Annotated in this window: 22 protein-coding genes; 9 read left to right on the top strand and 13 right to left on the bottom strand. The window is 39.3% G+C overall.

Features of this window, described 5'->3' with window-relative positions; all coding sequences use genetic code 11:
* The first annotated feature begins 25 nt into the window (after positions 1 to 25).
* Both BM179_RS17470 and dacB read left to right on the top strand, forming a co-directional pair.
* Positions 26 to 1,939 (top strand): CocE/NonD family hydrolase, encoded by a 1,914-nt coding sequence (locus BM179_RS17470; RefSeq protein WP_092018449.1) that lies wholly within the window; start codon positions 26 to 28, stop codon positions 1,937 to 1,939.
* Positions 1,940 to 2,049: 110 nt separating this feature from the next.
* Positions 2,050 to 3,531 carry a D-alanyl-D-alanine carboxypeptidase/D-alanyl-D-alanine endopeptidase gene (dacB, locus tag BM179_RS17465; RefSeq protein WP_092018448.1) on the top strand — a complete coding sequence of 494 codons (1,482 nt, stop codon included), beginning with the start codon at positions 2,050 to 2,052 and terminating at the stop codon, positions 3,529 to 3,531.
* Positions 3,532 to 3,578: 47 nt separating this feature from the next.
* On the opposite strand, the gene BM179_RS17460 is transcribed toward dacB, so the two are convergent.
* The 5 genes from BM179_RS17460 to lepA all read right to left on the bottom strand — a co-directional run bounded on the left by BM179_RS17460 (position 3,579) and on the right by lepA (position 10,246).
* The gene (locus BM179_RS17460; RefSeq protein WP_177219440.1) at positions 3,579 to 4,946 is read right to left on the bottom strand and encodes a Gfo/Idh/MocA family protein; all 1,368 of its coding nucleotides are present in this window, start codon (positions 4,944 to 4,946) and stop codon (positions 3,579 to 3,581) included.
* A gap of 277 nt (positions 4,947 to 5,223) precedes the next feature.
* Positions 5,224 to 5,793, bottom strand: coding sequence for a hypothetical protein (locus tag BM179_RS17455; RefSeq protein WP_092018447.1), 570 nt, complete (start codon positions 5,791 to 5,793; stop codon positions 5,224 to 5,226).
* 167 nt (positions 5,794 to 5,960) lie between these two features.
* A complete protein-coding gene (hslV, locus tag BM179_RS17450) occupies positions 5,961 to 6,500 on the bottom strand; it encodes an ATP-dependent protease subunit HslV (protein ID WP_092018446.1) in 540 nt (179 codons plus the stop codon).
* A gap of 93 nt (positions 6,501 to 6,593) precedes the next feature.
* Positions 6,594 to 8,198 carry a pyruvate dehydrogenase complex dihydrolipoamide acetyltransferase gene (locus tag BM179_RS17445; protein ID WP_092018445.1) on the bottom strand — a complete coding sequence of 535 codons (1,605 nt, stop codon included), beginning with the start codon at positions 8,196 to 8,198 and terminating at the stop codon, positions 6,594 to 6,596.
* Between the two features lie 260 nt (positions 8,199 to 8,458).
* Complete coding sequence (gene lepA / locus BM179_RS17440) at positions 8,459 to 10,246, bottom strand: translation elongation factor 4 (protein WP_092018444.1); 1,788 nt, start codon at positions 10,244 to 10,246, stop codon at positions 8,459 to 8,461.
* A 462-nt stretch (positions 10,247 to 10,708) separates the two neighbouring features.
* On the opposite strand from lepA, the gene BM179_RS17435 reads away from it, so the two are divergent.
* Positions 10,709 to 11,275, top strand: a complete 567-nt coding sequence (locus tag BM179_RS17435) for a Crp/Fnr family transcriptional regulator (protein ID WP_092018443.1) — start codon at positions 10,709 to 10,711, stop codon at positions 11,273 to 11,275.
* A gap of 59 nt (positions 11,276 to 11,334) precedes the next feature.
* Here BM179_RS17435 and BM179_RS17430 read toward each other — a convergent pair whose 3' ends face one another.
* The 4 genes from BM179_RS17430 to BM179_RS17415 form a co-directional block, all read right to left on the bottom strand.
* Entirely contained in the window at positions 11,335 to 12,564 is a 1,230-nt protein-coding gene (locus tag BM179_RS17430) for a DUF819 family protein (RefSeq protein ID WP_092018442.1), read from the bottom strand.
* Between the two features lie 49 nt (positions 12,565 to 12,613).
* Positions 12,614 to 13,906 (bottom strand): aminopeptidase P family protein, encoded by a 1,293-nt coding sequence (locus BM179_RS17425; protein ID WP_092018441.1) that lies wholly within the window; start codon positions 13,904 to 13,906, stop codon positions 12,614 to 12,616.
* Between the two features lie 38 nt (positions 13,907 to 13,944).
* Complete coding sequence (locus BM179_RS17420) at positions 13,945 to 14,712, bottom strand: class I SAM-dependent methyltransferase (protein WP_092018440.1); 768 nt, start codon at positions 14,710 to 14,712, stop codon at positions 13,945 to 13,947.
* Between the two features lie 164 nt (positions 14,713 to 14,876).
* Positions 14,877 to 15,635, bottom strand: a complete 759-nt coding sequence (locus tag BM179_RS17415; RefSeq protein ID WP_218159246.1) for a 3-keto-disaccharide hydrolase — start codon at positions 15,633 to 15,635, stop codon at positions 14,877 to 14,879.
* Between the two features lie 192 nt (positions 15,636 to 15,827).
* Between BM179_RS17415 and BM179_RS17410 the strand changes: the two genes are divergently transcribed.
* Positions 15,828 to 16,328, top strand: a complete 501-nt coding sequence (locus BM179_RS17410; RefSeq protein ID WP_143095259.1) for a hypothetical protein — start codon at positions 15,828 to 15,830, stop codon at positions 16,326 to 16,328.
* A 96-nt stretch (positions 16,329 to 16,424) separates the two neighbouring features.
* Positions 16,425 to 16,763 (top strand): hypothetical protein, encoded by a 339-nt coding sequence (locus tag BM179_RS17405; protein WP_092018438.1) that lies wholly within the window; start codon positions 16,425 to 16,427, stop codon positions 16,761 to 16,763.
* 57 nt (positions 16,764 to 16,820) lie between these two features.
* Here BM179_RS17405 and BM179_RS25385 read toward each other — a convergent pair whose 3' ends face one another.
* On the bottom strand, positions 16,821 to 16,976 hold the full coding sequence (locus BM179_RS25385) for a hypothetical protein (RefSeq protein ID WP_177219439.1): 156 nt from the start codon (positions 16,974 to 16,976) through the stop codon (positions 16,821 to 16,823).
* 210 nt (positions 16,977 to 17,186) lie between these two features.
* Between BM179_RS25385 and hisS the strand changes: the two genes are divergently transcribed.
* A complete protein-coding gene (gene hisS / locus BM179_RS17400) occupies positions 17,187 to 18,554 on the top strand; it encodes a histidine--tRNA ligase (protein ID WP_092018437.1) in 1,368 nt (455 codons plus the stop codon).
* A gap of 80 nt (positions 18,555 to 18,634) precedes the next feature.
* Here the strand turns inward: hisS and pgi are convergent, their stop codons facing one another.
* The 3 genes from pgi to BM179_RS17385 form a co-directional block, all read right to left on the bottom strand.
* Positions 18,635 to 20,281: a glucose-6-phosphate isomerase gene (gene pgi, locus BM179_RS17395; protein WP_092018436.1), complete on the bottom strand. Its 1,647-nt coding sequence runs from the start codon at positions 20,279 to 20,281 to the stop codon at positions 18,635 to 18,637.
* Positions 20,282 to 20,488: 207 nt separating this feature from the next.
* Positions 20,489 to 21,274, bottom strand: coding sequence for a glycoside hydrolase family 25 protein (locus BM179_RS17390; RefSeq protein ID WP_229632976.1), 786 nt, complete (start codon positions 21,272 to 21,274; stop codon positions 20,489 to 20,491).
* A 189-nt stretch (positions 21,275 to 21,463) separates the two neighbouring features.
* Positions 21,464 to 22,099 (bottom strand): peroxiredoxin, encoded by a 636-nt coding sequence (locus BM179_RS17385; protein ID WP_092018435.1) that lies wholly within the window; start codon positions 22,097 to 22,099, stop codon positions 21,464 to 21,466.
* Positions 22,100 to 22,353: 254 nt separating this feature from the next.
* On the opposite strand from BM179_RS17385, the gene BM179_RS17380 reads away from it, so the two are divergent.
* The 3 genes from BM179_RS17380 to sufB all read left to right on the top strand — a co-directional run bounded on the left by BM179_RS17380 (position 22,354) and on the right by sufB (position 25,454).
* Positions 22,354 to 22,812, top strand: a complete 459-nt coding sequence (locus BM179_RS17380) for a DinB family protein (protein WP_177219438.1) — start codon at positions 22,354 to 22,356, stop codon at positions 22,810 to 22,812.
* Between the two features lie 551 nt (positions 22,813 to 23,363).
* Positions 23,364 to 23,831 (top strand): Lrp/AsnC ligand binding domain-containing protein, encoded by a 468-nt coding sequence (locus BM179_RS17375; RefSeq protein ID WP_092018433.1) that lies wholly within the window; start codon positions 23,364 to 23,366, stop codon positions 23,829 to 23,831.
* A gap of 174 nt (positions 23,832 to 24,005) precedes the next feature.
* Positions 24,006 to 25,454, top strand: coding sequence for a Fe-S cluster assembly protein SufB (sufB, locus tag BM179_RS17370; protein ID WP_092018432.1), 1,449 nt, complete (start codon positions 24,006 to 24,008; stop codon positions 25,452 to 25,454).
* The last annotated feature ends 76 nt before the right edge of the window (positions 25,455 to 25,530 follow it).

Genomic DNA, 25,530 nt, shown 5'->3' with positions numbered 1-25,530 from the left:
ATCAACATAATAATCATTTAAAACAATGAAATACACTCAATATAACCGTCTTTCAGGGCTTTTGAGTTTTCTGATACTAGCCTTTGGGGCTTTCTCCTTACAGGCACAGAATCTGACTATTGCCCAGCAGGATTCAGCTTTTGTGGTTGATAACTATGTGAAATATGAATACCAGATTCCGATGCGGGACGGGGTGAAGCTTTTTACCGTAGTATATGTGCCAAAAGATGCCTCAGCAAATAATAAATATCCATTTCTGATGCAGAGAACCTGTTATTCCGTTGCCCCTTACGGAAAGGATAAATATGCCAGACAGTTATTCTATTCACGGAATATGATGCGTGAAAAGTATATTTTCGTAAATCAGGATGTGAGAGGAAGATGGATGTCTGAAGGAACCTGGACGAATATGACACCTCATATTGCTGATAAAAAAACTAAAAATGAGGTAGATGAGGCTTCTGATACCTATGATACCATCGACTGGCTTCTTAATAATGTACAAAATAACAATGGCAAAGTCGGGCAATATGGTATTTCATACCCGGGGTTTTATACCATTGCCGGAGCATTATGCGGACATCCGGCCTTAAAGGCTGCTTCACCTCAGGCTCCGGTCTCAGATTTTTTCTTTGATGATTTTCACCATAACGGCGCTTTTACAATTGGCTATGGCCTTACTTTTCCTGTCTTTGGGATTCAGCATCCGCAGCCAACAACGGAGTCATGGTATGATGATAAATTCCCGAAAGTAGAAACCGCAGATGGTTTTGAGTGGTACAAATCGATCAGTCCTCTTAAAAATTTAGGAAAAAGCTATGAAGGCAATTTCTTCTGGAAAGAGCATGTAGATCATCCGAATTATGATGATTTCTGGCAAAAAAGAAGTATTGTTCCGCATTTGAAAAATCTGAAAAATGCACCGGCTCTGATGGTAGTAGGCGGCTGGTATGATGCCGAAGATTTATATGGGCCTTTAACAATTTACAAGAACCTTGAAAAAAATAATCCGGGCATTTATAATACGATTGTAATGGGTCCTTTCGGGCATGGTGACTGGGCCAGAGAGCGGGGACATCACATGCACTCAAACATTTATTTCGGAGACAGTGTGGCTACCTATTTCCAGAAAAACATTGAAATGAAGTTTTTCAAACATTTCCTGAAAGATGCAGGAGATGGAAAATCAGGTTTACCGGAAGCCTACTTATTTGATACAGGTAAAAAAGAATGGAAACAGTTTTCAGAATGGCCTGTAAAATCTTCTGAAAAACTGAGTTTTTATCTTCGCAAAGATGGTAAACTCGGTACTGAATTGCCAGTGGATAAAGGCTTTTCTGAATTTATTTCCGATCCGGCCAAGCCTGTTCCTTATACTGAGGATCCGAAACAGATTCTGGGTTTTACCCCAAGAGCTTATATGAGTGAAGATCAGCGTTTTGCAGGCCGGAGAACAGATGTGCTGACTTTTGAAACAGATGTTTTAACAGAAGATGTTACATTGGGCGGAGAAATTATGGCAAACCTCAAAATTTCAACTTCCGGAACCGATGCAGACTGGTTTGTTAAACTGGTAGATGTTTATCCAGGTGATGAAAAGAATTCGGAATATACCCCTAAAAATGTGATTTTGGGAGGATACCAGCAGATGGTCAGAAGTGAGATTATGAGAAGCCGTTTCCGTAAGAGTTTTTCTAAACCGGAACCATTAGTTGCCAATCAGGTTACAGACATTAATTTCAGATTACAGGACGTTTTGCATACTTTTAAGAAAGGTCACAGAATCATGATTCAGGTGCAGTCAACCGCATTTCCTTTGTTTGATATAAATCCGCAAAAATATGTGGAAAATATCTACAAAGCAGATGAGAAAGATTTTCAGAAAGCTACCCACAGGGTTTATACCAATAGTAAAATCCAGGTGGAAGTCCTTAAATAATTATTCTCAGGGCTGTATTTCTTAATTCAGCCCTGATTTTATCAGCTTTATTTTGTTTCAGATCATTCCTGCCTGAATGGTTTTCCGCTAAGCCTTGGGTTTTCTTTCATATGAAATTACTCCTCATTACTTTACTTCGTTTTTCTATTCAGATATTAACTTCAGATTCTGTCAAAACAGCCAGCCCTCAGGAAAGATTGCAGATTCGGATAGACAGTCTTGCAAAGTCCCAGCTGATGCAAAGCGGAACGGTTGGTATCAGTATCAAATCAGTCATTTCCGGTCAGAAGATACTGGAATATAACAGCAGGAAAAGTTTGACTCCTGCCTCTACCATGAAGCTGGTTTCATCGGCTACTGCCTTAATGACACTGGGAGAGGATTTTACGTATCAGACCACACTGGAATTTAGCGGACAGGTTACCGATAGTGTTCTGTTGGGAAATATTTATATTAAAGGCTCCGGAGATCCTTCTCTGGGGAGCTGGAGATTTAAGGGAAGACCGGATTATAAGCAACTTACAGATATTTTTGCTTATAAAATCAAAGCATTGGGAATCAGGGAAATTAAAGGAAGTATTATTGGTGACGGGAGTTTATTTGAAGAAAATGTCATTCCGGATCAGTGGAACTGGGGTGATATCGGAAATTATTACGGAGCAGGTTGCGGAGGACTCAATATTAATGAAAATCTTTTTTATGCTGTCTTTAAACCGGGAGCGTACCTCGAGCCTGCCAGCCTGACGAATACTCTTCCTGACTTACCGTATTATGCAAAGCTGAATAAAGTACTGACAGACCGGGCCGGAACAAAAGATCAGGTGATGATTTATTCTTCTCCCTATCAGGATGTTATCGTTTTACAGGGATTTGTACCATCAGGAAGTCAGTTTTCAGTAAAAGGTTCGCTTCCGGATCCTGCCTTGTTTTCAGCATTCTTTTTGAAAAAACGCCTGGAAGAATTAAAGATTACTGTGACAGAGGGAGCGACCTCGCTGATGGAATTAAACAAGCGGAACCTTCCTTATGTCCGTCCGCTAAAAACGACTCCGATTTACACACAGGTTTCTCCTACGCTTGCCGAATTGGCTAAAGAATGTAATACCCACAGTATCAATCTCTATGCTGAGGCATTTCTGAAAACTCCGGCAGTTTTCCTGAATTTAGGGAATACCACTGAAGCTGCTCTTAAAGGCATGTCACAGATATGGATGTCAAAAGGAATTGATTTATCAGGTTTTATGCCAAAAGATGGAAGTGGTCTGTCACCTTCAGGTGGTATTACAACTGATAATATGACTGAGATCCTGAAATACATGAAAAGTGAGAAATCTTTCGGAGCATTTTATAATTCTATTCCGGTTTTGGGGGTTTCAGGAACGGTTGCTTCTCTGGGAAAAAGATCTAAAGCTGCCGGGAATGTAAGGGCTAAAAGCGGGTCTATAGAAGGAGTAAGAGCTTACGCAGGATATTTTACTTCAAAATCAGGAGAATTAATGACTTTTTCAATTATACTGAACAGATACAACGGGAATGCCTCTCTTGCCACTAAAGAACTGGAGAAACTGATGATAATGATGGTTGATCTGTAAAAATAAATCGGGAATCCGGATTTTATATCCAGATTCCCGATTTTGATTTAAACGATAATATCTTCTACTTTCTTGTTAATACGACTTTTCTCAGCCAGAAAACCCATTACATGGCTTTCGATGGAAACGTCGATGGTGGAGGAAAGTAAACCCGCATTTTGTTGCCCGACTGCCTGAATCCAGTTTTCAACCAGTCTCCAGTCTCCTCCTCCGTGCATATCCGTTTCGTTTTTCCATTGTGTTTTCTTACCGCTAAGAAAATCGGTATGTTCGAAAGAAAACATATCTCCTACAATATCGCCTTTGCTGCCCATTAGCCTTGTTCTGCGGCCTTCATATGAAGTCAGTCCTTCCATTGAGAAGCTGGCGGTAATGCCGTCCTCAAACTGAATATTGGTTGTATAATGTTCAGGCTGATCATTGTCCATTTTGTAAACACAACGACCATAATCGGTGGTTTTAAGGATTTGCATAATAGCATCGCCTTGTTTTTCCTTTTCGTAAGGAAGATCAAAGCGTTTCAGCCTTTTTCGGTCACGATGATAAATAGAAATTGCGGAAAAGGCACACTGGCTCTCTACCTTACATCCATCAGTGCAACGCTCAGTACTTCCTGCCGGAGCATTTTCCTTTTTAAACCATTTCAGTTCTCCGAATGCCTGTATGTTTTTAGACGGTTTTCCTACCAGCCATCTTATAATATCGAGATCATGGCATGATTTCGCCAGAATGATTGGTGTTGTTTTCTTACTGTTATGCCAGTTCCCGCGTACATATGAGTCGCACATGTGCTCATAACCAATGGGTTCCATGTGTTGCACGCTGACCAGTTCTCCGATTGCTCCGCTTGAAATGAGTTCTTTTAACTTGACAAAATAAGGGGCATATCTTAACACGTGACAGACAGCTACAATTCTTCCTGTTTTTTTAGCAAGCTCCAGAATATCACGGCATTCTTGTTCCGACGGAGAAATAGGTTTTTCCAGTAAAATATCATAACCCATTTTAAGAGCCTGCATACATGGCCCGTAATGGAGGTCATCGGGAGTAGTGATGATGATTGCATCAGCAAACTTAGGGCGTTTAAAAACATCTTCCCAGGTTTTGAAAATATTCTCTTTACTGATATTATGCTTTTGTGAAAACCTTTCACTTCTGATCGGAATAGGCTCTGCAACACCAACTATGTCCAGTTTTTCAGGATATTGCACTGAAAAACTGCCGTAGATATTTCCACGGTTTCCGGCTCCAAGGGTAATGGCTGTAACGGGTTTAGCCAGTTTGAAGCTCTTAGAATTTTCCGGTAAAAGCATTGGCTGTCCGGCCTCATCTTTTGCCCATGAGGAAAAAGATGGGATAGAAGCTCCCAGACTCAGGGCTTTTATTAAGTCACGTCTTGACCAATTTGTTGTCATAATACAGGGAATTAGATAAATTAATATGCTGAAAGGTATTCTGTCTTAATATGATATTTTTCTACACAGATTTTACCGGCAACATAGTATCTGTAAAATCTTTATCCTAAGTTAGTGATTTGTATTTTTTATATAAAATATATTTCGAATCAAACAGTATGGCAAACGTTTGAAAAAATCATATTGTGTCCGACAGCCCTCAGAAGGAGAATTGCGGGCATAAAAAAAGAGCCGCTGAACTTTTATTAGCGACTCTTTTAAATGAAGGGGAAGTATATTATCGTTTAAGGTTAAGCGTACCTTGTAACGTTTTTACTTTGTCCAAATCAGCCTGGGTGCCACCTTTTCCTGCCATACCCATGATTCCAACAGAGAAATAAGCGAAATCTTCTAAGGATGTTGTGTCAAAGTTTCCGGAAGCGTTTTTGCTGAATTTTTTGAAACCCAATTTTACAGAATTCTTGGCAAGATCAAATACCTGAAAAATTAGTACAGCAGGCTTTTTGTTAGAATCAACATTTACTTTTGAAGTAAGGGTAACCTGTTTTTTGTCAGCAGCAAGTATCCATGTTCCTGAATCTGTTCCTGCTACATAAGTCCCGTCAGTTTTGAATTCATAACTGTAAACGTCTTTCAGTTTAAGAATATCTTTGTTATTGCTTACGGCAGCAATTTCTTCAAGCGTGGCATCGTAAGTCTTTAAATCGGTAATTGTACCTAACCCGGTAATAGACCATTTTCCACTGATACTTACTTCCGGTTCAACAGCCGGGCTGTCACTTTTACTACAGGAATTAAGTAGAACCAGGCCGATTAAGGCCATAAAAAATAAAGAGAATTGTTTCATGATATTTTGATAAGGATGTTTAAACTTTACAAAAATACCATATATATACGTCAGAAGAGCCTTTGGATTTATCTAACGGTAGCGTTTGGAGGAGAAAAAAAAGCTTCCTGATTTTGCAAGACCGTTCGATAAGTTTTTCGCAGAATCAGGAAGTTTAACATAAATTGTCAGACAGGTTTTTCAATAATGAAATTATGATTTGTGTAAATACAGATATCCGCTGCAACGGTGAGTCCTTCTTTAACCATTTCCTCTGCACTTAAATGCTGTGCATGTTTTTTAAGAGCTGTTGCTGCCGAAAGTGCATAATTTCCTCCTGAACCAATTGCTGCAATACCATTTTCAGGTTCCAATACATCACCGGTTCCTGAAATAATCAGGAGTTCTTCTTTATTGGCGACAATCATCATTGCTTCCAGTTTGCGCAGATAGCGGTCTGTTCTCCAATCTTTTGCGAGTTCGATGCTGGCTCTTTTCATATTTCCACCGTAGGCGTTCAGTTTTTCCTCAAACCTTTCCAGCAATGTAAAAGCATCAGCTGTAGAACCTGCAAAACCTGTAACAATCTTCCCATCAAGCATTTTACGGATTTTGCGGACATGATTTTTGGCTACGGTAGCGCCCATGGAGGCCTGTCCGTCGGCACCAAGTGCTACCTGTCCGTTATGCACAATACCTAATACGGTGGTTGATCTTACTTTTTCCATTTGAATATTGATAAAAAGAGAAAAGATGAAAGGCTAAGGAATGTTAAAATAACACTCTTTATCTTTCATCTTTTCTACACTATTGAGTATTTATTATACTAACAATTTATAAGGATCTTCCAATAACTGTTTGAAAGTCTGCAGGAATGCAGCTCCCGTTGCGCCATCTACTGTACGGTGGTCACAGGTAAGGGTTACTTTCATTACATTGGTAGCATAAAATTGTCCGTTTTTCACACCAACTGTTTCTTTGATACCACCCACTGCAAGAATACATGATTCAGGAGAGTTGATAATCGAAGTAAATTCATCGATTCCGAACATACCAAGATTACTTACCGTGAAAGTATTACCTTCCCAGTCTTTTGGTTGTAACTGCTTGTTTTTCGCTTTTCCGCCAAGGTCTTTGGCATCTGCGGAGATCTGAGACAAAGATTTAGTATTGGCAAAACGAATTACCGGAACTAATAAACCTTCTTCAACAGCTACAGCCATACCGATGTGTACATGCTTGTTTACTCTGATTTTATCACCTAACCATGAAGAATTCACTTTAGGGTGTTTTGTCAGTGACTGGGCAACAGCTTTGATAACCATATCGTTGAATGAAATTTTAACCGGAGAGATTTCATTCATTGAAGTACGGGCAGCCATTGCTTTGTCCATATTGATTTCCATCGTCAGATAGAATTCCGGAGCAGTGAATTTAGACTCAGAAAGGCGGCGGGCGATTGTCTTACGCATCTGAGAAACAGGGAATTCTTCATAGCTTTCTTCACCGTAAACAGCAGGGCTGGCCACTGCCGGAGCAGATTTGGCAGCTGGAGCCGCTTCAGCTTTTGGTTTGAAGTTATCAACGTCAGCTTTGATGATTCTTCCGTTTTCTCCTGAACCGTTTATCTCAGAAAGATTGATACCTTTATCTTTAGCCAGAGCTTTAGCCAATGGAGAAGCTTTCACTCTTCCGTCAGTATCAGCAGCAGGAGTTGCTGAAGCAGCCGCAGGGGCAGAAGCAACCGGAGCAGCGGTTTCCGCAGGAGCGGCAGTTGCTGGCGCAGCGGCCGGAGCACCACCTCCCAATAATGCTTTATAATCAGCACCGGCTTCACCTACGATAGCAATAATACCATCTACAGGAACAGCCTGACCTTTTTCGGCACCAATATATAAGATAGTTCCGTCTTCATAGTTTTCAAGTTCCATCGTTGCTTTGTCTGTTTCAACTTCGGCAATGATATCTCCTGATTTTACAACGTCACCTACTTTTTTCAACCATTCAGCAATGACACCTTCCGTCATTGTATCTGACATTTTAGGCATTCTTACTACAGCTGCATTTACATTTGCTGCCGGAGCTGCTGCCACCGGAGCAGGTTCTGAAGCGACTGCCGCCGGAGCTGTTTCAGCTACAGCAGGTGCAGGAGCGGCACCACCACCTAATGCAGACTTATAGTCTTCACCGGCAGCACCAATTACTGCAATAACTCCGTCAACCGGAACGGCCTGGCCTTTTTCAATCCCGATGTAAAGAATTACACCATCCTCATAATTTTCCAACTCCATAGTTGCTTTGTCGGTCTCGACTTCAGCAATAATATCACCTGACTTAACGGTATCACCTACTTTTTTGAGCCACTCGGCAATGACACCTTCTGTCATGGTATCACTCATCTTGGGCATTCTGATTGCAACAGCCATAGTTTTTATTTAAAGGGAATTATTTTAAATAGTAGCAATTTTGCCTTGAATTGTTCTAAGATTTTGTTTCAAACGGAGGAACTGTAACATTCCGGATTTGAATAATACTAAATTTGAAAATCAAAAATAAAGCTAAACACTTGCTTTCAAAAGTTATCTTTGAAAAATATAATTTTGTCTTAAAATTATATGATTAAGCCATAACTCCTTTTGTTTGAGCCAAAGGAAATCATGGCTTTGAATGATAACATCAAAACGAATTAATCAAGTTTCAAAACAGCCATAAACGCTTCCTGAGGAATTTCAACATTTCCTACCTGACGCATCCGTTTCTTACCTTTCTTCTGTTTTTCAAGGAGTTTACGTTTACGTGAAATATCACCGCCGTAACATTTCGCCAATACGTCTTTTCTCAGAGCCTTTACCGTTTCACGGGCGATGATTTTCATTCCGATTGCTGCCTGAATTTTAATTTCAAATTGCTGTCTCGGAATTAATTCTCTGAGTTTTTCACAAAGGCGTTTACCCCAGTCATAAGCTTTGTCACGGTGAACAATCGCTGAAAGTGCATCAACTTTCTCATCATTCAGCATGATGTCCAGTTTCACCATTTCTCCTTCAAAATACCCCATATACTCATAATCGAGGGAGGCATATCCACGGGAAATAGTTTTTAATCTGTCAAAGAAATCAAATACTACTTCAGATAAAGGCATGTCGAAGGATAATTCTACCCGATCTGAAGTTAAATAAATCTGATTTTTCAGGTTACCACGCTTATCCATACACAAACTCATGATTGATCCTGTGTATTCAGATTTCGTGATAATCTGTGCTTTAATATATGGCTCTTCAACGAAGTCAATCAGGTTCGGTTCCGGAAGGTCTGAAGGGGCTGAAACCCAGAGCTCTTCTCCTTTGGTAGTTTTTACCTTGAATTTTACGGAGGGAACTGTGGTAATTACGGTCATGTCAAATTCACGTTCCAGACGCTCCTGAACAATTTCCATATGAAGCATACCCAGGAATCCGCAACGGAAACCAAATCCAAGTGCCATAGAAGTTTCAGGTTCCCAGACCAATGAAGCATCATTTAGCTGGAGTTTCTCCATCGCATCTCTCAGGTCTTCAAATTCAGTGGTATCAACCGGATAAATTCCGGCAAAAACCATTGGTTTTACTTCTTCAAAACCCTGAATAGCAGCAGCACATTGTTTGGATACATGGGTAATTGTATCACCTACTTTTACTTCTTTCGCTTCTTTGATTCCTGAAATCAGGTAACCAACATCTCCGGCTTTTATTTCTTGTTTGGGTTCTTTGTCAAAACGGAGTGTTCCGATTTCATCGGCATAATATTCTTTGCCGGTGTTCATAAACTTTACTTTGTCTCCTTTTTTAATAGAACCATTATATACCCTGAAAATTACCTCAATACCTCTGAAAGAGTTGAAAACCGAATCAAAGATTAAGGCCTGAAGCGGACCTTCCGGTTCTCCTTTGGGAGCAGGAACTCTTTTTACAATTGCCTCAAGAATATCAGAAATACCGATGCCTTCTTTTCCGGAAGCATGGATAATATCATCACGGTCACAGCCAAGTAAATCTACAATCTGGTCTTTTACTTCCTCAGGCATAGCTCCGGGAAGGTCAATTTTATTCAGAACCGGGATAATTTCCAGGTTATGATTAATAGCAAGGTAGAGATTGGAGATTGTTTGTGCTTCAATCCCCTGAGAAGCATCAACGATCAGTAAAGCGCCTTCACAGGCAGCAATTGAACGTGAAACTTCATACGAAAAGTCAACGTGACCCGGGGTATCAATCAGGTTAAAAACATAATCCTGGCCTTCAAAATGGTAATTCATCTGAATAGCGTGGGATTTGATAGTAATTCCTCTCTCACGTTCCAAATCCATATCGTCCAGCAACTGGGCCTGCATATCTCTTTTCTGAACAGTCTGCGTAAATTCAATCAGGCGGTCAGCAAGAGTACTTTTCCCATGGTCGATGTGGGCAATAATGCAAAAATTTCTGATGTTATTCATTTATATGTCGTAAGTCGTGAAATATCACTGTCATTGAGCCTTGAAAATTCTCAATTGACAAAATTACTATGCTTATTTGGAAAAAGATAACTTGAACGGCTAAAACTACATTTTTCCTGAAGTTTTTACTTAAACCCTGCGTTATATCTGTTATCAATCTTATTGAACACCGCTTACAGTTAAATTTTCTGATATACTTATTTCAAGTTATCGGTCGTTATCTATATTATGATTGTTTTGTAATTAGTACCAGTAAATATGAAACCGGTTAAGATTAAGCAATAGATTGTTAAAAATAATCTGTTTTTAATAATTGGATTTAACCTATACGGGAAGGATTTCTTAACTTGTATGCGATTTACCATTTGTCAGGAAAAACAAATCTGTTAGGTTTTGTTTTTCTGTTTGCTATTTGATGATTAAACCGCCGGCCTTAAGTGAGTTTGGTAAAAATTAAAGTTTATGGAATTGCAGTTATTGGATTTCGTTAGTCAGTTTGTCGAACTGAATAACGAAGAGGTGAAAGAGTTTGCGTCGCTCATTTACACGAAAAAGTTAAAAAAGTGGGAGTTTTTACTGGAAAAAGGGATGGTTGCCGAGGAAATTGTTTTTATCAGAAAAGGTGTCCTGAGGCAATATTATTCACTGGGAGAAAATGAGTGGACTTTTGAAATTGAGGCAGAAAGTGGCATTGTTACCAATCAGTACAGTTATCTTTTACAGTGTCCAAGCCTTGATAATATCCAGGCATTGGAAGAAACCTTTCTTGAGGTGATAAGGGTAGAGGAGTTAAAGAAACTTTACGACAAATATCACAAATTTGAAAAGCTGGGAAGATTACTGAGTGAACAGTTACATTTCAGGGCTTCGATGCGAAATCGTTCTCTGATCAGTGATTCGGCACTCACCCGTTATCAGAAATTAAAGAAACAACGACCGGAAATTTTTGAGCGGGTTCCCCAATACCACATTGCTTCTTATCTGGGTATCACTCCTCAGTCGTTAAGCAGGTTAAGAAAAGCCGTTTGAACAGCAAGCGTGTAAACGGAGGAGATTTTTCCTGCTGTTTACACGCCTTTGTGTTGAAATTAAGTTGCTATCCATTGCATCATCAACCCTGTGAGATAGCCACAATAGGTTCCTAATGCGTATCCTAAAATGGCTAATAAAACGCCAACTGAAGCAAGTGAGGGGTGAAACGCAGCTGCCACAACCGAGGCTGAGGCAGCTCCGCCTACATTAGCCTGTGAACCGACAGCTGTAAAAAAGAAAGGTGCTTTGACCCAATAAGCAGCCACCAGGGTAAAAAAGGCATGAGTAAGCATCCAGATAATTCCTACCAGAAATAAACCCGGGTTTTCAAGGGCCGCAAAAATATTCATTTTCATGCCGATTGTAGTAATCAGGATAAAAAGAAACAGACTTCCGAATTTGGAAGCACCTGCCTTTTCCAGATTCTTCGCTTTGGTCTGTGAAAGAAGGATTCCGAAAATGGTCGCCAGTGAGATAACCCAGAAGGAAGAAGAGGTAAGACTGAATTTTTTGAGCTCAGGGAAATGAATTTCAATAAACGGAACAATCAGGTCTGCCAGAAAATGAGCCAGTGCCGTTGTGCCAAAACCTGCAAAAAGAATCATAACCAAGTCATTGGTAGTCGGTATTCTCTGGTTCTCATGCTGTTCTTTTTCTACTTTTTTTCTGATTTCATCTACAGTGCTGGTATCCGCCTTAAACCAGGCGTCCAGTTTTGCGGCATTTCCTACTCCGTAAAGCAAGAGTGCCAGCCAGAGCTCGGCGGTTATTACGTCCACAGCAATGGCCTGGGAGAATATTTCAGGACCTGGCTGAAAAACTTCTTTCAAAGCTGTCTGATTGGCACTTCCGCCAATCCATGATCCCGCAATAGTTGCAAGACCCCTCCAGGTTTCTCCCTCCACAATGACAGGATTAATATGTTTTACGATCCAGATTGCCAGCGGTCCGCCAATCATTACACCAGCACTTCCTGCCAGAAAAACAATCAGCGCTTTAGGCCCCAGCTTTTTAAGTGCTTTGAAATCAATACTGATGGTAAAATAAACCAGACAAGCCGGAAGCAGGAATTTAGAAACCACCTCGTAAAGTTTCGACTCGTCTCCTGAAATCACCCCGAAAGCATTTAAAAGCCCGGGAACAAAATAACAGACTAAAATAGAAGGTACAAAAGCGTAAAATTTTTGCCAGAAACGACTGGATAGGGAGGAAGTATAAAAAGTAAATGCCACGATGGACATCAGGATTCCAAATACGACAGCATCGTTCTGAATTAGTGCATGCATATAAGTAGGGCAATAAAAAAGGCAGGAGATTTTCCTGCCTTTCAGGGGTTTATGAGTTCATTAAATCTTCAATTTCCTCTGCCTCAATCGGAATACCTGCCATAAGGTCAATGTTTCCGTCTTCTGTGATAATCAGGTTGTTTTCCAGACGAATGCCCAGCCCTTCTTCAGGAATGTAGATGCCCGGCTCACAGGTGAAAACCATTCCGGCTTCAAAGCGACGGTATCTGTTCCAGACATCATGAACATCCAGTCCGAGGTGATGTGAGCAACCGTGCATGAAATATTTTTTAAGCAATGGCAGGCTGTCTGGGTTCTGATTTTTTACATCTGTGGCATCCAGCAAGCCTAATCCGATTAACTCTGATTCGATGAATTTTTCTACTTCTCTCTGATAATCACTCCACACATTTCCGACAGTAAGTATAGAAGTAGCAAATTTCATTGCTCTCAGAACTGCATTATAAACTTGTTTTTGCCTTGGGGTAAAGCGGCCATTTACCGGAATTGTGCGGGTAAGATCTGCATTGTAATTGCCATACTCCGCTGCCACATCCAGTAACAATACATCTCCGTCTTTACATGGACGATTGTTTTCAATATAATGTAAAACACAGGAATTTGCTCCGGAAGCGATGATAGGCTGATAAGCAAATCCGGCAGAGCGATTTCTGATAAATTCATGAATGAATTCAGCTTCAATCTCATATTCTGTAACTCCTGGTTTAACAAATTTTGCTACTCTTCTGAATCCGCTTTCTGTAATTCTGATAGCTTCCTTTAATTGCTGAACTTCGATTTCTGACTTGATAACCCTTAAAGAATGCATTAACGGAGCAATTCTTTCATAATTATGCAAAGGATAACGGTCTTTCATCCAGTTGATGAAACGGGCATTGCGGGTTTGTACCACCGAACTGTTTCTGATGTGCTCATTGGTATTGAGGTAAATGTTTTCCGCCTCAAAAACCAAAGTAGTTAAGATTGACTCGAAGTGAGTTGCCCAGTAAATCGTTTGAATACCTGAAACCTCTCTGGCATGCTCAATGGTATATTTATAGCCTTCCCATACAGCGATATGGTTGGAAGTTTCTCTTAAGAACAATACTTCTCTGTGCTTCGGATCCGGGCAGTCCGGATAAATCAGCAAAATAGATTCTTCCTGATCGATGCCTGAAAGATAAAACAGATCAGTATTTTGTTTAAAACCCATTGTCCCGTCCGCATTTGTCGGCATTGGATCATTGGAATTAAAAATAGCTATGGAATTTGGCTTTAATGTTGCAGCAAATCTTTCACGATTCCTGACGAAAAGCGTGTTTTGAATAGGTAAATATTTCATGGTAAGCTTGTTGATGTTTCTGAATTATCGCAGTTTAATTATTTTTTCTCACAGAAATAGATGATTTCCTCTTTTGGCAAAGCATACCGGTCTGCCTCAGCAAGGAGCATTTCCATGACAAATTTATCTTCTGTTACATGGAAGCCGCCTTTTTGTAACCTTTGGCCATAATCTCTTCCAAAAATTCTTACGTGGTCATCCTGAAGGAAATGTGCTTCTCTCTCTTTGGGATCAGTGATTGACTTATCTTCATAAGTAGTTGCCCTCGACCATTCCTGCGGAGACTGCATAATACCCCAGCCGTTTGGCTTCAGTACTCTTTTCATTTCCTGCATGCAGCGGATATCATCTTCCACATGCTCAAGTACGTGATTACAGAAAACGACATCAAAAGTATTGTCTTCAAAAGGAATGTTGTGAAGATCCATCTTTACTTTCGCAAGAGGAGATTCTATGTCGGCAGTGATATAGTCAAGATTCTTCATTTTTTCAAAACGATCAATGAAGCAATATTCCGGGGCAACGTGAAGTACTTTAAGGTTTTCTTTGAAAAAACCTGTTTTTCTCTGTAAATACAGGTACATCAGTCTGTGACGTTCAAGGGCCAGACAATTCGGGCAAAGGGCATTTTCACGGGCTACTACTCTTCCGTAAGGCACGAATTTAGTGAAAGTTGAACTACAGACAGGGCATTCTACTTTATTCCCGCGGAGGAAGAAAGCATACACTTTCATGACAAAATGTGAAACTAACTGTAAATATTTTCTGGGAATGTTTCTTAGAGTCCAGCTGATAATTTTTTTCATAAAAAATACTTGGTTTGTAAAGGAGCGTTTACCCCTTTACAATAAAAAAGGAATGATTTTTACAAAAGTAAAAAATCATTCCCAATTTATCCCGATTGAACAGGAATTATAGCGATTTGCCACGGCTCAATAAATGATCGCCGGGCAGAAAACCGCATGAAATACTACATCTCACGAATCCAGATATTACGGAAACTTACCAGGTTACCGTGATCCTGTAATGAGATAGGTCCTTTGCCATGAACAGGATTTAATGGCTGTCCGATGTATTCTGTAGTACCCTGAATTTTTGTATGGTTTTGAACAATAATGCCATTGTGAATTACTGTAACATAAGCAGGTGTTTCGATACCGCCATTAACAGTAAAACGCGGAGCGGTGTAAATAATGTCATAGACATTCCAGTCACCCATTTTTGAAGTAGCATTCACCAAAGGAGCAGTTTGTTTGTAAATACTTCCTGCCTGTCCGTTACGATAAGTACGGTTTTGATAAGAGTTCAATACCTGCACTTCATACATTCCCTGCATAAAAATACCGCTGTTACCTTTTCCCTGGCTTTTCAACGTTTCCGGTTCGATAGGTGAACGCCATTCAATGTGAAGCTGATAATCACCGAATTTTTGTTTGGTTGAAATATTTCCGGCTCCTTTTACTACAGTCATAGCCCCGTCTTTCACATCCCATTTTGCGGCACTTCCGTCTTTTGCAGACTCCCAGTTATCCAGATTTTTTCCGTCAAACAAAACAATAGCGTCAGAAGGAATTGCTCCCGGAGTAACGACTCTCACTTCTGGATCATAAAATTCTGTAGCATCCGGTTTAGTAGGATTTACAGTAACAAAACGATGATCTTGTGCATTCAGATAAGTTGCAGAAAGGCATAAAAATGCAACCAAGGCCAATTTTTTATTCATTTTCATATTTGCTTTTTGTTAGTTTTACGGATAATAATGATTTCAAAAAGTTGTTAAATCCGTTTAAAACCGGTATTTTTTCGAAGCCATATAATCCTTAAAATTATTTAGGAGATGGATAAATGATATTTTTTCGGGCGTAAATATAATTCTAAACTAAATTTAGTAATGATTTTATTGCAAAAAACTTGGATAAAATTGACTCTTCTGTGGGGTCTTGCCACGTTTCATGGATTTTCACAGACTAAGCCTTTTCAATATCTGGATGTTAATACCTTACAAAAAGACCGGAAAATTGCCGTTATTAAATCATTACTGCCAAAAGGATGGGAAATGAAGACGAATGGAGAGCAGTTTTTTATTGAAAGAAATCAGCCTGTGCTTGTCACGCAGAACGCCATTAAAAGTGTAGATAAACATGCTGCGACTATTAAGCACAAAATGGCAGGAAAAGATGTTCTGATGATAAGGACTAAAGCTTTCTTTCGTTTTACAGTAGAAAAGAAATGGAATGAAAATGCTTTGAAGAATATTGGAAAAACTTCTGCGTTAAGGGTTTTTAATTCTGATTACTTTACGTTTTTTTTGTGGGATAAACATGCTTTTTCATACACTGGCATAACTAATCCGGCAGAATTAAAAGAAGAGTTTCTGGAAATAGAGCGGCTTTTGAATGATAACCTGGATATTTTGAAATGATGATCCTTTGGAGGATGAACCTGCCGGTCTGATCCGGAAGAAATTGTGGAGAAATCTTAAATTTTAAACAAGCAATCAATTTGATTATTAACCAATATGAAACCTGATATTCCTAAAAAAGCACCTGGTCAGAAAATGATCAAAAGAATGCCTCTCCGCACAAAGTGGATTCTTTGTGTATTAGGAGGTATTATCCTTTTTGCCTTTGGACTCTCCGTATTAGCCAATGCAATCAGCATTAAAGCTAATCCTGCTGCTCCCGTAGTTACCTGGCTTTTGCGGGAATCTTACGGAATAGTTGTAACATGTATCGGTTTACTTTGTTTTGGACAGGCTATCCGTTTCAGGGTAATGATGGATACCAACAGAAGATTTAATAAAATGGAGCGGGAAATACAGCGTAAAATGAAGAAAAATACGAAAGTTCCGCAGTAAAAGAAAAACCCCGTCAGTTTAACTGGCGGGGTCAAGTCTTTGAAGAAATTTCTCGAATTACTTCGCAGCCTTCGCAGCGAATTCAGCTTTGATAGCTTCGATATCAACTAACTGAATAGTTGGTCTGCTTTTCAAATGCTTAATTGCAGCCACTTTATTGTTGGCTATTGCTTTATTTCTTCTGTCTTTTCTAATGAGTCGTGTAACAGCCATCGTGTAACAGTGTTTTGATTTGAGGTGCAAAATTACTAAAATCCATTCTAAATTCCAAAAATCCCTAAGACTTTATTAAATTTGTGTCCGTTAAATGATTCCTGATTTTCGGATCAGACTGAAGAATATGCCTGTAAATGGGGTTTAGCCTTTTATTTACCTGCTTTTTAAATTTAAAATGAATTTGTCTCCCATATATTAAATTATACAATGAGTAAACCTTCCTTAGTAAAAGGCACAAGAGATTTCGGACCGGATAAAATGGTCAAAAGGAATTTTATTTTTGATACCATCAAACAGACTTTTCAACGATTTGGCTTCATGCCGCTGGAAACACCAACAATGGAAAACCTTTCTGTACTGATGGGTAAGTACGGAGATGAAGGTGATCAATTGTTGTTTAAAGTATTGAATTCCGGTAATTTTTCTGAAAAAATCTCTCAGCATGACCTGGATGAAGGATATAAGAAACTGACCAGTAAAATTTCCGAAAAGGGCCTGAGATATGACCTGACGGTTCCCTTTGCGCGCTACGTGACGATGAACAGGGGAGAGCTGACTTTTCCCTTCAAAAGATACCAGATTCAGCCGGTATGGCGGGCAGACCGTCCTCAAAAAGGAAGATACAGAGAGTTTTATCAGTGTGATGCAGACGTGGTGGGAACGGATTCATTGATTTGTGAAGCTGAAATTGTGCTGATGATTCATGAGGTTTTTAAAAATCTAGGCATTGATTTTACACTGAAAATTAATAACCGGAAAATCCTGACCGGACTTTCAGAAATGATTGGTCAGGCAGGACAGGAGGGAACCCTGGCCGTAGCGATTGATAAACTGGATAAAATCGGGAAAGAAAAGGTTCTGGAAGAATTGACCGAAAGAGGTTTTTCTCAGGAATCGATTTTAAAACTCGATCCTGTTTTTGAAATAGCGGGTTCTAATGCCGAAAAGTTTGAAAAATTGTCCGTTTTATTGCAGGACTCTGAAACAGGAAAAAAAGGCATAGAAGAACTTCAGAAAGTCTGGTCAGTTTTTAATGCTTTTGACTTGTCTGAAGAACATGTAGAATTAGACATTACCCTGGCGAGAGGACTTTCTTATTATACAGGAGCGATTTTCGAAGTGAAGGCAAACGGGGTACAGATTGGTTCTATTACCGGAGGCGGCCGTTATGATAACCTTACCGGAACATTCGGGATGCCCGGCGTTTCGGGCGTCGGGATTTCTTTCGGCGTGGACAGAATTTATGATGTGCTGGAAGAACTTAATTTATTTCCGGAAAATCAATCAGTCATTACAAAGCTATTGTTCTGCTATTTCGATGAACAGGCTCAGGAATATGCTTTGCCATTGTTAGGAAAAGCAAGAAAGGCAGGCATTAATGCCGAAATCTATCCTGAAACAGCCAAGTTTAAAAAACAATTGGACTATGCAGATCGCAAGCAGATTCCTTTTGTCTGTATTATCGGTTCGGAAGAAATAGAAACCGGGCAGCTGACTTTCAAAAATATGATTTCAGGAGAACAGAAGAAGTTAAGTTTTGAAGAGATTCTTCAGGAATTGCAAGCCGTATTATAAAACCTGCTTTACAGGAAATATTACAAAAGAAAGGGCCATTCCGATACGTCGGAATGGCCTTCTTTATGAATAAACCGGAATTATCTCCAGTTCTTATAAGCATTAATCAAACCGTTTGTTGAGCTGTCATGACTTTCTATCGTAGCATCAGTAGCCAGTTCAGGCAAAATTTTGTTAGCCAGTTGTTTTCCTAATTCTACACCCCACTGGTCAAAACTATAAATATTCCAAAGTACACCCTGTACAAAAATCTTATGCTCATACATGGCAAGAAGGCTTCCTAATGTTCTTGGCGTCAGCTTTTTAAATAAAATGGAATTGGTTGGTTTATTTCCTTTAAATACTTTGAAAGGAATCAGTTCAGCCACTTCTTCTTCAGTTTTTCCGGCAGCAACAAATTCAGCTAAAACTTCTTCACGGGTTTTACCATTCATTAAGGCTTCAGTCTGTGCAAAGAAATTTGACATCAGCATTTGATGGTGGTTTCCAAGGGGATTATGGCTTTGTGCCGGAGCAAGGAAGTCACAAGGAATAACTTTTGTTCCCTGGTGAATCAATTGATAGAAAGCGTGCTGGCCATTTGTTCCCGGCTCTCCCCAGATAATTGGTCCGGTTTGATATGAAACATCTTTCCCGTCACGACCTACATATTTTCCGTTTGATTCCATATCTCCCTGTTGAAAATAAGCGGCAAAACGGTGCATATACTGGTCATAAGGTAAAATCGCCTGCGTAGCAGCCCCCCAGAAATTATTGTACCAGATTCCGTTAAGTGCTAAAATAACCGGAAGGTTTTCATTGAAATCAGCAGTACGGAAATGCTTATCCATGGCATGGGCTCCTTCAAGCAATTCAATGAAATTTTCGTATCCGACCGAAAGAATGATAGAAAGACCGATTGCTGACCATAATGAATATCTTCCGCCAACCCAATCCCAGAATCCAAACATGTTTTCAGGGTCGATACCGAATTTTGTTACTTCTTTCTCATTGGTAGAAATCGCAACGAAATGTTTGGCAACAGTATCCTGCGATCCTCCGTTTTCAAGGAACCAGTTTCTGCCTGAAGTGGCATTTGCCATGGTTTCCTGTGTGGTAAATGTTTTTGAGGCAATCAGGAATAATGTTGTTTCAGGATTCAGTTTCTTTAAAGTCTCTGCAATATGCGTTCCGTCAACATTTGATACAAAATGCAGATTTAAATGGTTTTTGTAGCTTTTCAATGCTTCTGTCACCATTACCGGACCCAAATCAGAACCACCGATACCAATATTTACAACATCTGTGATTGATTTTCCTGAATACCCTTTCCAGGCTCCTGAAATGATTTTTTCAGAAAAACCTTTCATTTTTTCCAGAACCGCATTAACGTCGGGCATAACATCCTCACCATTTACGGCAATAGGAAAATTAGAGCGGTTTCTCAGAGCCACATGCAATACAGCACGGTTTTCAGTCTGATTGATAATATCTCCGGTGAAGAGTCTTTCAATAGCATCATCAAGTTCACACTCGTTAGCTAAAGCAACCAGTGTCGCCTTGGTTTTATCGTTAATTAAGTTTTTTGAATAGTCTAAAAGAATATCTTCAAATTGAACTGAAAATTTTTCAAAACGTTGAGGATCTCCGGCAAAAAGTTCTTTAAGGGAAGTTTTCTCAATTTCAGCTTTGTGGTTTTTCAACAATTGAAATGCAACGGTCTGATCAAAAGGGATTGATTTTAGCATGGAGTTATTTTGCGATACGTCGCTCGGTTAATTATGTTCAGAAAAATAAATAAGTTTACTAAGGTCCCGGTTTGTTGATGTATCAAAGATAAAGCTGCCTTGAAAAATTATGGCAAAATTGAACAATGAAATTTCGGTAAATATATTCAAAAGTCTGGTAACAGACTCAAAATTGCTGACCGGAATTTTCACTTCCAGCTGGTAAAATCAGAGACACAGGCTTTCCAAATCGCTTTCATTTCCCAGAAAAACATTAAAATCGACAGTTCCTTTGATTCCTTTTACCCAGCCGTTTTTGTTGTGCTGCCAGAACCAGAGCTGATGTCCGTAGCCTTTCAGGACTTCTTTTGAATAATCGGCAATCCAGAGCGGATAATCATCATAATTGCCCTCAATGAATTTTTTATAGAAATTGGGATTGGTATAAATAATCGGTTTTTTATGATAATGTTCTTCCACCAATTCCAGCCAGACGCCTATTTCCTGAATAATTTTCTCATCAGATTTTAAAGAATTCTGCTCAATATCTAAAACAGGAGCGAGGTCACCTTCCGACAAATCTACAGAGTTAATGAAATTTTTAGCCTGGCCGACAGGCTCTCTCCAGGGGATATAGAAATGATAGGCACCTCTTTTCAATCCCGATTTACGGGCATGTTTCCAGTTGCGTTCAAACTGCCGATCGGCATGTGTGATTCCTTCTGTAGCTTTCAGGAAAACAAATTCCAGTTTCATATCATCCTCGAATCTCATATGCTGAACGTCTTTCCAATCAATCAGGCCGTTATGATGAGAGACATCAATCCCGTGAATAGCGTATTTTAAAGGCAGGGTAATTCCGAGTTCTGAAACTTTAGTCCATTTGTTAGGGTTTTTTCGAAATGCAAAGTATAGGACTGTTGCAAAAATCACTGAAAAAAGTAAAATAATTCTTAATCTTCTGCCCGGGGAAAGTCTCCTGAAACGGGTTTGGAGCATTCTGAGAAATATCATACAACAAAGTTATATAAATAGCCAGATTGGTGCAAAGGAATTTGAGGGAGGAAATCATCGGATGAGCCAATGGAATGGAAGCGTTTGTAAAGACTTCAGCAATATTTGTCTGTAAAAAACAGAATCCCCGGAAATTCAGTTTCAGGCGATTGAATTTCCGGGGATTCTGACGTTCTTGGGGTGTCCCGATTATTTATTCGGCTGAGGAGTTGTTCTCAGATATGGTTTTACAATAGTGAAACCTTTAGGGAATTTTTCAGCAGCATCTTCAGTTTTAACCGCTGGCGTAATGATTACATCTTCCCCGTCTTTCCAGTCGGCCGGAGTGGCAACCTGGTAGTTGGCAGTTAATTGTAAAGAATCAATTACACGAAGTAATTCCTGAAAATTACGGCCGGTTGAGGCAGGATAAGTTAAAGTAAGCTTCACTTTTTTGTCTGGCCCGATGATAAATACCGAACGTACTGTTGCTTTTTCAGAAGCATTCGGGTGAATCATATCGTAAAGTGTAGCAACATTACGGTTTTCATCAGCAATGATCGGGAAATTAACAGTTACTCCGTTTACTTCTTCAATATCCGGAACCCATTTATTATGCGAGTCCAGATCATCTACTGAAACAGCAATTACTTTTACACCTTTTTTCTCAAACTCACCTTTCAATAAAGCTGTTTTACCCAATTCAGTTGTACAAACCGGCGTGAAATCTGCCGGGTGACTGAACAAAAGAGCCCATGAATCACCAATCCATTCGTGAAAATTAATTTCTCCCTGGGTAGTCTGCGCGGTGAAATCGGGTGCTATATCTCCTAATCTTAATGACATGGTTTTGTGGATTTATCGTGAAAATAATATATAGTCTATTGAGTTACAAGAATACTATTTTTTTAGTTCCTGAGAAAGGAATTTTTTCAAAAGTTAGTAATTGATTTATCAGGAGTCAATTTTTTCGCGAAAAGAATTGTTATTAATTCATGGTAAAGTTTTTTCTTCGTCGAAAAAAAAGGTACTTTACCTGTTCAATGTTGGTTCGTTCAAATCATTTTCAGACAGGTGAAACACATCAAAATCAGAAGTTTATGAAAGAGCATTTCGAAAGATTATTTGAATATGAGCACTGGGCAAATTTAAAGGTCATTGATGCTATAGAGGAAACACGTTTTCCAAATGCCAAATGTATGGAGTTGCTGAATCACATCCTGGCTGCTCAGAATAACTGGCTCAGCAGGGTCAGACATGAGCAGACCTATATGGCTTTATGGGAAATGAGAGACTTGTTTGAGTGCATTCATCTTCTGACGAAAGTGACACAAAACTGGAAGCAGCTTATTGCGCAGATGGATGAAAATGAGTTTCATAAACAGATTTCCTATAAAACTTCATTGAATGAAACCTATACTTCTTCTGTAGCAGAAATCATTACTCATCTGATAAATCATTCGACGTATCATCGCGGGCAGATTGTTTCAGAATTAAAGGGGAAAATAGAAAAAATGCCTGTGACAGATTATATAGCTTTTATGAGGGAAAAAAAGTGATAAGAGAGGTGAAAAAGGGGCATTTGGGTGTCAAAAACAAAAAAAGCAACCTCAAAAAGACTGCTTTTTTGAATTACACTTCATCAACAAACTAAAAACCAAATAAAACTACTTTAAATGTTTTTATTTGTAATCTAATTTAGGGAGTTTTGCTCAAAAAGCCAAATAAAATTCGCTAAATTTAGAAAATAAGCTGTAGGAGAAGGAGTCGAACCTCCACGGTGCGGTTAGCTGCAACACAGAACTGATTAGTGGTCAACCCATTATGTTGCGTTTATCCCGTACTCACCGCCCCCGAGACAGGAGGGCATGTCTGCCAATTTCATCACCCTACAGTGAATTTGTCGTGTTTCTTTTAACTTGACGATGCAAAGTTATATCATTTGAAAATATTGCGCAAATATTTTTTAGAAATTTTTCATATTTTTTTAATGTTGATTGCATTTTGTTCAATGAAAGTAATGTTTTCTTGAATATTTGATAAAAAAAATCGAAATTTAACACACTGAAACAAGATCTTAACTTTCGGAAACAACCCGATAACTCTTCAGATGGACAAAAAAATTGAAATTGACAACACCGATTTAAGAATTCTGTCATTACTGATGGAAGATGCAAACATGCCTTATACCGAAATAGGGAATAAATTAGATGTTTCCGGAGGTACGATTCACGTGAGAATGAAGAAAATGGAAGCTATGGGAATCGTGAAAGGTTCTCAACTTGTAATTGATCATGTTAAACTAGGTTGGGATATTGCTGCATTTTTAGGAATATACCTGGATAAAAGCTCTCTCTACGGGGAAGTAGCCCGGGAATTAATGAATATTCCTGAAGTCGTTAATATTCATTATACCACCGGGATTTATTCCATATTTGCTAAAATCGTTTGTCGTGATACCCAGCATCTCAGGGAGGTTCTTCACGATAAAATTCAGAAAGTACAGGGGATTCAGAGAACGGAAACATTCATTTCTCTGGAAGAAAGCGTTAACCGCTCAGTCCCTTTTGCCAGTTAGTAATTCTATAACTAAAATATTCTATACCGGAAATCAGAACGAAAACAGGCTTTATTGGAAAAATTCTAAACAAGCAGAACAAATTCCGGCTACTTTTGGTTATTTTTGCAGTACTGAATGTGAAATTTGGTCATTTTACCAGAGGACACTACCTAATGACCAACGATTAAGGCAATGGCAAAAGAAGAAATTGATATATTAGAAGAAATCACCTCTTCGGAATATAAGTACGGTTTCCAGTCTCACTTTGAAACAGATGAGGCTCCTGTGGGGCTAAGCGAAGATACGGTCAGATTCATTTCTGCAAAGAAAAATGAACCTGAATGGCTTTTGGAATGGCGTCTTAACGCTTATCGCACCTGGTTAGGAATGAAGGAACCAAAATGGGTTAATGTTCACTATCCTGATATTGACTACCAGTCGATTATATACTATTCTGCTCCCAAACAAAGCAAAGTAGTTGAATCTCTTGACGATATAGATCCTGAATTGCGTCGTACTTTTGAAAAACTGGGAATTTCCCTGAATGAACAAAAACGACTTTCAGGTGTGGCGGTTGATGCTGTAATTGATTCAGTTTCTGTGGCAACTACTTTTAAAAAGGATCTGGCAGAACGCGGAATTATTTTCTGCTCAATGTCTGAAGCAGTTCAGGAACACCCGGAACTGGTTAAGAAATACCTGGGTTCTGTTGTTCCGGTAAAAGATAATTACTTCTCAGCACTGAATTCGGCAGTATTCTCTGATGGTTCTTTCTGTTACATTCCTAAAGGCGTTCGTTGTCCGATGGAACTTTCTACCTATTTCCGTATCAATGCTGCGGGAACCGGTCAGTTTGAAAGAACACTTATTGTGGCAGACGAATCTTCTTATGTAAGTTATCTGGAAGGTTGTACAGCTCCTCAACGTGACGAAAATCAATTGCACGCGGCAGTCGTTGAAATCGTTGCACATGAGAATGCTGAGGTGAAATATTCCACCGTACAGAACTGGTATCCGGGAGATAAAGACGGAAAAGGCGGGATTTTTAACTTTGTAACCAAACGAGGTATCTGTGACGGTGCAAATTCTAAAATTTCCTGGACTCAGGTGGAAACAGGTTCTGCGGTAACCTGGAAATATCCTTCCGTTATTTTAAAAGGGGATAACTCTATCGGTGAATTTTATTCAGTAGCAGTTACTAATAACTTTCAGCAGGCTGATACCGGAACTAAAATGATCCATATCGGTAAGAATACAAAATCGAGGATTGTATCGAAAGGTATTTCTGCCGGAAAATCTCAAAACTCATACAGAGGTTTGGTACAGGTTTTCAAAAGAGCAGAAAACGCCAGAAATTTCTCACAATGTGATTCTCTGCTGATGGGAGATAAGTGTGGCGCCCATACTTTCCCATATATTGAAGTGAATAACAAAACGGCTACGGTTGAACATGAGGCCACTACTTCAAAAATTGGTGAAGATCAGATTTTCTATTGTAACCAGAGAGGAATATCTTCTGAAGCGGCGGTAGCATTGATTGTGAACGGATATGCTAAAGAAGTATTGAATCAGCTTCCAATGGAATTTGCTGTTGAAGCTCAGAAATTACTTGCTGTTTCCCTTGAAGGGTCAGTGGGTTAATACCGAGGCTTTAATGATGATGATATATATGGGCTTTTATCGAAAGATGAAAGCCCATTGTTTTTTAATATTTCGC

It is taken from the genome of Pseudarcicella hirudinis, from assembly GCF_900115665.1.
Lineage (GTDB): Bacteria > Bacteroidota > Bacteroidia > Cytophagales > Spirosomataceae > Pseudarcicella > Pseudarcicella hirudinis.
The sequence above is the reverse complement of the archived record's forward strand: the minus strand, read 5'-3'. Positions and strand labels throughout refer to the sequence as shown.

Coding starts and splice junctions, on each gene's coding strand:
- BM179_RS17470 (WP_092018449.1), top strand. CDS start 26: ATGAAATACACTCAATATAACCGTCTTTCAGGGCTTTTGAGTTTTCTG.
- dacB (WP_092018448.1), top strand. CDS start 2,050: ATGAAATTACTCCTCATTACTTTACTTCGTTTTTCTATTCAGATATTA.
- BM179_RS17460 (WP_177219440.1), bottom strand. CDS start 4,946: ATGACAACAAATTGGTCAAGACGTGACTTAATAAAAGCCCTGAGTCTG.
- BM179_RS17455 (WP_092018447.1), bottom strand. CDS start 5,793: ATGAAACAATTCTCTTTATTTTTTATGGCCTTAATCGGCCTGGTTCTA.
- hslV (WP_092018446.1), bottom strand. CDS start 6,500: ATGGAAAAAGTAAGATCAACCACCGTATTAGGTATTGTGCATAACGGA.
- BM179_RS17445 (WP_092018445.1), bottom strand. CDS start 8,198: ATGGCTGTTGCAATCAGAATGCCCAAGATGAGTGATACCATGACAGAA.
- lepA (WP_092018444.1), bottom strand. CDS start 10,246: ATGAATAACATCAGAAATTTTTGCATTATTGCCCACATCGACCATGGG.
- BM179_RS17435 (WP_092018443.1), top strand. CDS start 10,709: ATGGAATTGCAGTTATTGGATTTCGTTAGTCAGTTTGTCGAACTGAAT.
- BM179_RS17430 (WP_092018442.1), bottom strand. CDS start 12,564: ATGCATGCACTAATTCAGAACGATGCTGTCGTATTTGGAATCCTGATG.
- BM179_RS17425 (WP_092018441.1), bottom strand. CDS start 13,906: ATGAAATATTTACCTATTCAAAACACGCTTTTCGTCAGGAATCGTGAA.
- BM179_RS17420 (WP_092018440.1), bottom strand. CDS start 14,712: ATGAAAAAAATTATCAGCTGGACTCTAAGAAACATTCCCAGAAAATAT.
- BM179_RS17415 (WP_218159246.1), bottom strand. CDS start 15,635: ATGAAAATGAATAAAAAATTGGCCTTGGTTGCATTTTTATGCCTTTCT.
- BM179_RS17405 (WP_092018438.1), top strand. CDS start 16,425: ATGAAACCTGATATTCCTAAAAAAGCACCTGGTCAGAAAATGATCAAA.
- BM179_RS25385 (WP_177219439.1), bottom strand. CDS start 16,976: ATGGCTGTTACACGACTCATTAGAAAAGACAGAAGAAATAAAGCAATA.
- hisS (WP_092018437.1), top strand. CDS start 17,187: ATGAGTAAACCTTCCTTAGTAAAAGGCACAAGAGATTTCGGACCGGAT.
- pgi (WP_092018436.1), bottom strand. CDS start 20,281: ATGCTAAAATCAATCCCTTTTGATCAGACCGTTGCATTTCAATTGTTG.
- BM179_RS17390 (WP_229632976.1), bottom strand. CDS start 21,274: ATGATATTTCTCAGAATGCTCCAAACCCGTTTCAGGAGACTTTCCCCG.
- BM179_RS17385 (WP_092018435.1), bottom strand. CDS start 22,099: ATGTCATTAAGATTAGGAGATATAGCACCCGATTTCACCGCGCAGACT.
- BM179_RS17380 (WP_177219438.1), top strand. CDS start 22,354: ATGAAAGAGCATTTCGAAAGATTATTTGAATATGAGCACTGGGCAAAT.
- BM179_RS17375 (WP_092018433.1), top strand. CDS start 23,364: ATGGACAAAAAAATTGAAATTGACAACACCGATTTAAGAATTCTGTCA.
- sufB (WP_092018432.1), top strand. CDS start 24,006: ATGGCAAAAGAAGAAATTGATATATTAGAAGAAATCACCTCTTCGGAA.